The sequence below is a fragment of the Streptomyces purpurogeneiscleroticus genome, assembly GCF_020024005.1.
Classification (GTDB): Bacteria; Actinomycetota; Actinomycetes; order Streptomycetales; family Streptomycetaceae; genus Streptomyces; species Streptomyces purpurogeneiscleroticus.
The window spans coordinates 20,180-28,071 of record NZ_NHSG01000268.1 but is presented as its reverse complement, the minus strand read 5'-3'; the positions used below and the strand labels follow the sequence as shown (position 1 = coordinate 28,071).

Genomic DNA, 7,892 nt, shown 5'->3' with positions numbered 1-7,892 from the left:
CTCCGGCCCCCGCCCGGACTCCGCCGGGACCGCGGCGTCCCCCGACGACGACGCAGCGGACGGACGGCTGCTGGGAGACGGTCATGACGAACTGGTCAGTGAATTCCTCCGGCTCCGGCGGCGGAGACTCGTGCTGCTCGGTGAACCCGGCGCGGGCAAGACCGTACTGGCCATCCTGCTCACTCTCGCCCTGCTGGAACACCGCCGGGACCACGACGGTCCGGTGCCCGTTCTCCTGTCGCTCTCGTCGTGGGACCCGCGTACCGAGCACGTGCACACCTGGATGGTCCGGCGGCTGATCGAGGACTACCCGGCCCTCGCCAATACCGATGTCTTCGGGCCGGACGCCCCCCGCCGCCTGGTCACCGACGGACGGATACTGCCCGTCCTCGACGGTCTCGACGAGATGCCCGCCGTCCTCCACGGGGCCGCGCTCGAAGCCCTCGACCGGATCGATCCCCGCACCCCGCTGGTGGTCACCTGCCGCAGTGCCGAGTACGAAACCGCTGTCGCCGGCAGTGGCACGGTGCTGACCACGGCGGCGGTGGTCGAACTGGAGCCGGTGGAAGTACGCGAAGTACTCACTTTCCTCGACGCGGGAGGAGTGACCCGGGGGGAGCGCTGGATTCCTGTACTGGCTCATCTGCGTGAGCATCCGCAGGGTCCGCTCGCCCAGGCCCTGTCGTCGCCGCTGATGACCTCTCTGCTGCGTACGGTCTACCGCGGCCGGGCGAACGACCCCGCCGAACTGGTGGATCCCGGCCGGTTCCCGGACCGGACAGCCATCGAAGGGCATCTGCTGGACGCGTTCCTCCCGGCCGCCTACCAGGACGTACTGGCGCTGCCCGCACCGGAGCAGTCGCGGGCCGGGCCGCCACGCTACCCACCCGAACTGGCCATCAAATGGCTGACGTTCCTCGCGACTCACCTTCACGACAGGCACTCGGGGGACCTGGTGCTGTGGCAGCTGCACAGCGGTCTGCCTCCGGGCGGGCGCCGCGCGGTCGGTATCGCACTGCAGTTGGCGACCGGGGGCTTCGCCGGGCTCGGCATTGCGGCGGGGGCCGGGTGGGACGTGGGGATGGCCGCCGGGCTCGCAGGCGGCTTCGGCGCCGGACTGGTCGCCGCTCCCCCGGCGCACCCGGGCTGCGTCAACCTGCAGATCCGGGGCCGGCTGCGGTTGATCGGCAGGAAGTTCGCCGTGGGCCAGGTGCTCGGTTTCATGACCACCGTCGGTGCCCTCACCGCCGCCGCGCTCGCCGCCGTGCTGGGATTCGGCCTCGTGGGCGGGCTGGAGGAGGTGCTGAAAGTGGGATTCGCCGTAGGGCTCGGAACGGGGATCGCCTTCGGGGCAATGATGTGCCTCAACACGCCCGCGGACGCGATCCGTGCGCCCAGCCCCCGGTCCGTCCTGGGGGACGACCGTACGGTCAGCGGCATCCGTGCCGTGGTGGAGACGCTGGGGTCCGGAGTGCTGTGCGGGGCCCTCATCGGGCATCCCCAGTTCAGGATCTCCGTCGACATCGAGACCGCGCTCTTCTTCGGGCTGGGCAGCGGCCTGGCCGTCGGCCTCGCCGGCCGGTTCGCGTCGCGCTTCCAGACCGGTCTGGCGGCCAGCGCATGGGCCTGGTACTCCGCCAGCCACTGCTGGCTGGCGCTGCGCGGCCGCCTCCCGTGGCGGCTCATGCGCTTCCTCACCGACGCTCACCGGCGGGGCGTGCTGCGGCAGACCGGTGCCGTCTACCAGTTCCGGCACGCCCGCCTCCAGGACCGCCTGGCCGAGTCGGCTTCCCACACCTCCGGGCCGTCCTGACGGCCACCGCCCGGTGGCAGAGGTTCCGTGCGCACCTGTTCCTGCGACGTCACGATGCGGAAGTGCGTGCGGAGCCCGAGGAGTACCAGCAGGTGGCGGATGGCGGGCTGCCGGCATACGAGCACCAGTTCTCCGCCCCGGTCCGCCACGCGCCGCCGGACACGGCAGAGCAGCCCGATACCGGAACAGTCGAGAAAATCCACCTCGTCGAGCACGAGCACGAGGCGGGGAGCGGGCTCGGACGTCACACCGTCGAGGACGGGGCGGACCTCCGCGACCGCCGAGATGTCGATCTCACCCCGGAGCTTCGCGACCCAGCCGCCTCGCCCCTGCTCCAGGCGCACGAACCCCGTCGACGGTACGTCCTGCTGGCGCATGTCGCATCACCTGCTGCCCCTTCCCGGGACGCGAGTTCATCAGTGATACGAGTCGCCGAGGTCCGGGGCGACAACCTGTGGGAGGAGCGTACGACGGCCCGTCCGGTGGCGGAACACTGGCGGACGTCCCCCGGCGGACGACGGTACGGCTCACGACCGTTTCCGCCGGGCTCCCCGAGCGACGACCAGGCCCGTCAGGAGGGCCGTACGGGAGCCGAGCTGTGCCCACGTGCCACGCCAGGTCAGCAGAGCGATCGCGGCAGTCGGCAGCTTCTCCCGGACCTGCTCCAGTTCCGGTCCGACGCCGTCGCCGGCCACCATCAGGATCGCGTCCCGCAGGCTGGGATTGTGGCCGACCACCAACAATGTCGGCACGTGTGCGGGCACTTCGTGCACGACGGCCAGGAGTTCCGGTACGGACGGAGCGTACAGCCGCGACTCGTACCGCACCGGTGGCAGCCCGGCCAGTTCCGCAGCGGCCAGCTCCCACGTCTCCCTCGTTCGGCGGGCCGTGGAGCACAACACCAGGTCGGGCAACCAGTCCGCCTTCACCAGCAGACGCCCCGCGACCCGTGCGTCATGGCGGCCACGATCGGAGAGTGGCCGCTCGTGGTCCACCGTCCCCGGAGGACGGGCCGCTTTGGCGTGCCGCAGCAGCAGCAAACGCCGTAGGGGTGAGTTCATCATGTGACAGCCCATAACGTCGAGGTCACCGATGTCGGGGGCGTGCGTCCTGGCGGTGACCTCGTACGCGAGGGCGCAGACCACAGACATCAGGCATCGGACAGCGTGCCGGTCAGGCACACAGTACGCGGAGACCGGGCGAGTCGGTCCCGGCAGTGACAAGCCGTCAGCCTCCCTCATCACCGGTCGGTTTGGCACGCGTCACTGCCCGTACATGCCGGCCATTCACCCGCTACGGGGGATGCCGTCCGGTGCAATGCGTCGCTCAATGGCATACAGCCCCTACGGAGGGAGGCGCATGATGACCGAGACCGGGCCCATACAGCTGCTGGCGATCGCCTTCGGTCCGGACGCGACGTTCGAGGGGCGCATCATCGAGGAGCTGGAGGAGCTCACGGCCGCGGGCCAGATCATCGTTCTGGACCTGCTGGTCGTGCAGAAGGAGACCGGTGGTGATCTCGTCGCCCTGGACTTCCAGACCGAAGGCATGGGCGACACGATCAGCGCGCTGCTCGGGCTGCAGCCAGGCAGCATGCGGGAAGCGGAGAAGGCGTTCCCCGCCCTTGCCCAGGGCCATGCCTTCGGGCTCGCCGCGGACGACATCCGGCAGCTCGCGGACTCCCTGGAACCGGGCACCACAGCCGGTTTCCTCCTCCTCGAACACCGGTGGGCGAGGCGGTTGCGGAGCGCGGTCCGCGAGCAGGGTGGCGTTCCCGTGGCCGAGGGGTTCCTCACCGAAGAAGTGCTGGCACCCATAGCCGCGGAACTGATCGCCGCCGCTGCGGAATTCGACAAGGAGGGGGCGGAAAAGGAGACGGCGGAAGCCACGGAAGGAACCACCGCCGGAACCACGGAAACCACACACAGGGCCGGCGACCGGCCCGACGACGCCCAGGAGGATGGCATGACCGGACTTGTGGTGCTCGGCTTCTCCGACAGGGAACAGGCCGAGGCCGTCATGCGTCTCAGCAGCCAGCTCTCCCGTGAGGAGCTGCTCGACCTGGAGGACGCCGCACTGGCCTGGCGCAGCCAGGACGGCAAGGTGCACGTACAGCAGGCCCACAACCCCACCGCCACCGGAGCGGCCACGGGTGCCCTGTGGGGGACTCTGTTCGGCATGCTGTTCCTGATGCCCGTGTTCGGCGCCGCGGCAGGTGCCGCGACCGGTGCCGTCGCCGGCAAGCTCCGGGACGTCGGCCTGAACGACGCGTTCATCAAGGAGACGGCCGGGGCCCTGGAGCCCGGGCGTGCCGCGGTCTTCGCGCTCGTCCGCCGGTCCACTCCCGACCGGGTACGGGAGGCGCTGCGCCCCTTCCACCCCACGGTCCTGCACACCTCGCTCACCAAGGAGCGCGAGGAGGAACTCATCGCCGCTCTCCACGGTGTGTGATGAGCGGGAAGCTGTCCCGTCCCCTCGCCGTGCTGGTCTGCGCCGCACTCGCTGCCGTCTCCGTCGCGGGCTGCGGAGACGACCACGAGCCCGACCCGAAGCGCGGGCAGCAGTGGGGGCTGGACGCGCTGAGGATGCCGGCGGCGTGGAACACCGCGCGAGGGGACGACACGGTGATCGCCGTGGTCGACACCGGAGTCGACCTCGACCACCCGGACCTCAAGAGCCGTCTGGTGCGAGGTACCGACATGGTCGACGGTGACGGCAACCCGGAGGATCACAACGGCCACGGCACGCACGTCGCCGGGATCGCGGCTGCGGCCACGGACAACGGCGTGGGCATCGCGGGCGGCGCACCCGGCGCCAAGATCATGCCGGTCCGGGTCCTGACGGCGGCCGGTTCCGGCGACAAGGAGGACATCACCCGCGGCGTGGTGTGGGCGGCCGAGCACGGTGCCGACGTCATCAATCTCTCGCTCGGCGAGACCGGTCTCATGGCGAAACTGCTGCGCGGTGGCACCCTCAACAGGGCCATCGCCACGGCGCATGACGAGGGGGCGGTCGTGGTGGCGGCGGCGGGCAACGAAGGAACCGAGACACAGCCGTACCGGCTGACCACGCCGGTACTGGTCGTCGGCGCCAGCGACCAGCACGGCAGGCCCGCGAGCTTCTCCAACTTCGGCGCACAGGGCGCCGTCACCGCCCCCGGCGTCGACATCCTGTCGACGCTGCCCACCTACACCACGCCGCTGACACGCGACAACACTTCCGGGTACGGGAAGCTGGACGGCACCTCCATGGCCACGCCCTACGTCTCCGCCGTGGCGGCCCTCCTGCACCAGCAGGGCCGTACCCCCGACCAGATCATCACCGATCTCAAGGAGACCGCCCGCAATCCCCAGCAGCTGTCGAAGCTGGGTCTCGGGATCGTCGACGCACAGGCAGCGGTGGCTCGCGGCACTCCTCCGGCCTGACGCGCCGGCCGGAGGGCGAGCCGACGGATGCGTCACCAGTGCGGCTCCGGATGGAGGTAACCATGGTGGGGGACACACCGGAACCGCCGGCCGGCCCGTCACCGGGTACGGACACCGCGGCGGCGGAGAAGGGCACCCGGCCGTCGCCGGGGTCCCGGAAGCGCCGGGAGCTGTTGTCCGTCACACTCCCCGGCTGTTGGGGAGCGCTCCTGTTCGCCTGCCTCTCCTTCACCCCGTCGCTGCTCCCGCGCGGCGGCATCCTGCAGGGCCTGATCTGCGGTATCAACGCGGCCCTCGGGTACGGCGCCGGGGTGCTCGCCGCGTGGGTGTGGCGTGCGTTCGCCGATCGCGGGCCGCGGCCCCCGCAACGCCGGTCGTGGACCGTCTTCTTCCTCAGCGCGGTGATCCTGTTCGGCGTCTTCTTCGGCTTCGGGCAGTACTGGCAGCACGAGATCCGCCGGCTGATGGGAGTGACCCACTACAACATCCCGCTCGCCGTCGTCGCACCGCTCATCGCGGCGCTGGTCTTCTGCCTCCTCCTGCTGACCGCGCGCGGCATCCGCGGCCTGTACCGCTGGTTGACGGGCCTGCTCAAGCGCTGGATCGGGCCGCGCGCGGCGACCGCCGTCGGCTGGACCGCGGTCGCCGGGCTCGTCTGGGCACTCGTCACCGGCCTGCTGCTCAACGGCTTCGTCAGCGTCGCCAACGAGGCGTTCTCGGTACGTGACACCACGACGGAGGAGGGGGTTGAGCGGCCCACGACGACCTTGCGCTCGGGTGGGCCGGGCTCGCTCATACCATGGGACCAGCTGGGCAGGCAAGGACGCAACTTCGCCGGCACCGGCCCCTCGGCAGCCGACATCGAGAAGTTCACCGGCCGTCCGGCGAGGGAGCCGGTCCGGTCCTACGCCGGGCTGGCGTCGTCCGGCAGCGCGGAGTCCCGGGCCGCCGAAGCGGTCGCCGACCTGACCCGCCAGGGCGGCTTCCAGCGCAAGAACCTCCTCGTGGTGACGACCACCGGAAGTGGCTGGGTAGACCCCGCCTCGGTGGACACCTTCGAGTACCTCAGCGACGGGAACTCGGCCACCGTCGCGATCCAGTACTCCTACCTCCCGTCCTGGATCTCCTACCTGGTCGACCAGACCAAGGCCCGCGAGGCGGGCCGCGCCCTCTTCGACACCGTCTACGAGAGCTGGTCGAAGCTGCCGCCGGGCGACCGCCCCCGGCTGTTCGTCGCCGGGGAGAGCCTGGGGTCGTTCGGCGGCGAGACCGCCTTCAGCGGGGAGTTCGACCTGCGCAACCGCACCGCGGGGACACTGTTCGCCGGGCCGCCCAACTTCAACACACTGTTCCGGGAATTCAGTGACCACCGGGACGCCGGCCGTCCGGAGGTGCAGCCCGTGTACAAGGACGGGCGGACGGTGCGGTTCGCCAACGATCCGGCCGCCGAGATCCCACCGGTGGACCGGCCTTGGAAGGACAGCCGCGTCCTCTACCTCATGCACCCGTCCGACCCCATCGTCTGGTGGAGTCCGCACCTCGTCTTCAGCCGGCCGGAATGGATCGGCCAGCATCCGGGCGAGGACGTGCTCAAGCAGATGCTGTGGCTGCCCTTCGTGACCTTCTGGCAGGTCACCGCGGACCTTCCGTTCTCCACCGACGTTCCGAGCGGCCACGGTCACAAGTACGCCGCCGAGTACGTCGACGGCTGGAACGCCGTCATGCGGCCCGCAGACGTCACCGCCGAGGACCTCGACCGCCTCAAGGACATCATCGCGGCCGGAAAGTGATCACGTACGGTACGCACCCCACGCGTCCGCTGCCCTCCCCGGTCACCGCAGCAGGAAGCCCACCAGGTAGCCGAACGCGTTCAGCGCCCCATGCAGACCCATGGGCGCCAGCAGGCTGCCGCTGCGGCGGCGCAGCTCGCAGAAGAGCACGCCCGCAGCCCCGGTGAACAGCACCGCGGCCGCGACGGCGACGGCCGCACCGAGCGCGGAACGGCCGAACACCGGCGTCAGCACAGGCTTCGCGGCCGCCAGGTGCAGCGACGGCAGCACATGCCACAGCCCGAACAACACGCTCGACACCACAGTCGCCCGGACCGTGCCCCGGGCCCGGCGCACCAAGCCGTACAGCACACCCCGGAAGGCGACCTCCTCCAGCAGCACCGTACCGAGCGGAACCGTGACCAGGACGCGCAGTGCCACCTGGCCGCCGGTCAGCTCTGCGTACCTCTCGTCCGCGAACAGGTCCCGGGTGGCAGGCAGCAGCGCCGCCACCGCGTAGACCGCGCCGACCAGCCCGGCCAGCACCATCGCCCAGCGTGCGCCGCGTCCGAGCGTGGCACGGTCCAGTCCCGCGTCCGCCCAGGTGCCGCCGGCCCGGAACAGCACGCCCAGCAGCAGTGCGCTGACCACGACAGCGGTCAGCACACTGCAGGACGGCGCCCACCGGTTGTTGGCCAGGTTGGCCAACGCCAGCACGGCCACGGTGACGCCCACGGCTGCACCAGTACCCATCGGCCGCGACGCGCGCAGGCAGTTGCCGACCGGCCCGGTTCCCTTTCGGCTCATGACATGCTCCTTGAAGAGACTGTCGGGCGAGGACCGGTGGCGACGTACCGGCCGTTGCACTCGTCCCGGCGTCCGGCG

Annotated in this window: 7 protein-coding genes; 4 read left to right on the top strand and 3 right to left on the bottom strand. The window is 70.8% G+C overall.

Annotation, left to right across the window (positions count from 1 at the left end; all coding sequences use genetic code 11):
• Nucleotides 1–1,813, top strand: a 1,813-nt coding sequence (locus CCS38_RS17410; protein ID WP_223734195.1) for an NACHT domain-containing protein, incomplete at its 5' end; no start/stop codon positions are given.
• Here the strand turns inward: CCS38_RS17410 and CCS38_RS17405 are convergent.
• Both CCS38_RS17405 and CCS38_RS17400 read right to left on the bottom strand, forming a co-directional pair.
• Complete coding sequence (locus CCS38_RS17405) at nt 1,741–2,190, bottom strand: STAS domain-containing protein (RefSeq protein ID WP_223734194.1); 450 nt, start codon at nt 2,188–2,190, stop codon at nt 1,741–1,743. The two genes, CCS38_RS17410 and CCS38_RS17405, sit on opposite strands and share 73 nt — an antisense overlap.
• A 150-nt stretch (nt 2,191–2,340) precedes the next feature.
• Complete coding sequence (locus CCS38_RS17400) at nt 2,341–2,877, bottom strand: SixA phosphatase family protein (protein ID WP_223734198.1); 537 nt, start codon at nt 2,875–2,877, stop codon at nt 2,341–2,343.
• Nucleotides 2,878–3,172: 295 nt separating this feature from the next.
• On the opposite strand from CCS38_RS17400, the gene CCS38_RS17395 reads away from it, so the two are divergent.
• The 3 genes from CCS38_RS17395 to CCS38_RS17385 all read left to right on the top strand — a co-directional run bounded on the left by CCS38_RS17395 (nt 3,173) and on the right by CCS38_RS17385 (nt 7,028).
• Entirely contained in the window at nt 3,173–4,264 is a 1,092-nt protein-coding gene (locus tag CCS38_RS17395; protein ID WP_223734193.1) for a DUF1269 domain-containing protein, read from the top strand.
• Nucleotides 4,264–5,238, top strand: coding sequence for a S8 family serine peptidase (locus CCS38_RS17390; protein ID WP_223734192.1), 975 nt, complete (start codon nt 4,264–4,266; stop codon nt 5,236–5,238). Before CCS38_RS17395 ends, CCS38_RS17390 begins: the two co-directional genes overlap by 1 nt.
• Nucleotides 5,239–5,300: 62 nt before the next feature.
• Nucleotides 5,301–7,028, top strand: a complete 1,728-nt coding sequence (locus CCS38_RS17385; RefSeq protein ID WP_223734191.1) for an alpha/beta hydrolase — start codon at nt 5,301–5,303, stop codon at nt 7,026–7,028.
• 42 nt (nt 7,029–7,070) lie between these two features.
• Here the strand turns inward: CCS38_RS17385 and CCS38_RS17380 are convergent, their stop codons facing one another.
• The gene (locus CCS38_RS17380) at nt 7,071–7,814 is read right to left on the bottom strand and encodes a CPBP family intramembrane glutamic endopeptidase (RefSeq protein WP_223734190.1); all 744 of its coding nucleotides are present in this window, start codon (nt 7,812–7,814) and stop codon (nt 7,071–7,073) included.
• Between the last annotated feature and the right edge of the window lie 78 nt (nt 7,815–7,892).

Bases quoted from the DNA above. Each gene is read 5' to 3' on its own strand.
- CCS38_RS17385 (WP_223734191.1), top strand. From the start codon at position 5,301: ATGGTGGGGGACACACCGGAACCGCCGGCCGGCCCGTCACCGGGTACG.
- CCS38_RS17380 (WP_223734190.1), bottom strand. From the start codon at position 7,814: ATGAGCCGAAAGGGAACCGGGCCGGTCGGCAACTGCCTGCGCGCGTCG.
- CCS38_RS17400 (WP_223734198.1), bottom strand. From the start codon at position 2,877: ATGATGAACTCACCCCTACGGCGTTTGCTGCTGCTGCGGCACGCCAAA.
- CCS38_RS17395 (WP_223734193.1), top strand. From the start codon at position 3,173: ATGATGACCGAGACCGGGCCCATACAGCTGCTGGCGATCGCCTTCGGT.
- CCS38_RS17390 (WP_223734192.1), top strand. From the start codon at position 4,264: ATGAGCGGGAAGCTGTCCCGTCCCCTCGCCGTGCTGGTCTGCGCCGCA.
- CCS38_RS17405 (WP_223734194.1), bottom strand. From the start codon at position 2,190: ATGCGCCAGCAGGACGTACCGTCGACGGGGTTCGTGCGCCTGGAGCAG.